The organism is Ruegeria sp. CE12, assembly GCF_056537525.1.
On record NZ_JBQFRS010000075.1, the window covers coordinates 1 to 615 of the forward strand.

The 615-nt window shown below is 60.0% G+C and carries 1 protein-coding gene; it reads left to right on the forward strand.

Going from position 1 to position 615, the window contains the following annotated elements:
• A partial coding sequence (locus tag ACR0IO_RS23225) for a penicillin-binding transpeptidase domain-containing protein (RefSeq protein ID WP_480745235.1) occupies nt 1-615 on the forward strand: 615 nt, incomplete at both ends.

The following is a 615-nucleotide window of genomic DNA, read 5'->3' on the forward strand; positions in this document are numbered from 1 at the left end:
GTTTGGCGGGGGGCCTTGGCGCAACTTGATGTGGCAGCCCTTGATGATGCGGCCAGTTTGGCCGAGGCGCTCTCAGCTGCGGAAATCCCGCGCGATGTGGATCAGTGGCGTGTGGCTGCTGTGACGGGGTTCGAGGGCGGTGATGCGCTGATTGCCTTTGAGGATGGCGAAACGGGTCGCATCTTGGCCGATGATGTCACTTGGGCGCGCCCTTTGCGCGAAGATGGCACAACAGGCAGCGCGGCCAATTCTGCCGATGACCTGCTTGCGCGCGGGGATGTGATCCATGTTCTGCCTGTTGAGGATGACACAGGGCCACGGCATTATTCCTTGCGCCAAATCCCCGAGGTGCAAGGGGCCTTCATGGCGATGGATGTGAACACGGGCCGCGTTTTGGCGATGCAAGGCGGCTTTTCCTATCAATATTCGGTTTTTAACCGCGCCACCCAAGCCACGCGGCAGCCCGGCTCAAGCTTTAAGCCATTTGTGTACGCAGCGGCGTTGGACAGTGGCTATAGCCCCAACACCATTGTGATCGATGCGCCCATTCAGGTGGAAACGCCCGAGGGTCTTTGGCGTCCAACCAATGCCTCGGATCGGTTTTTTGGCCCTGCG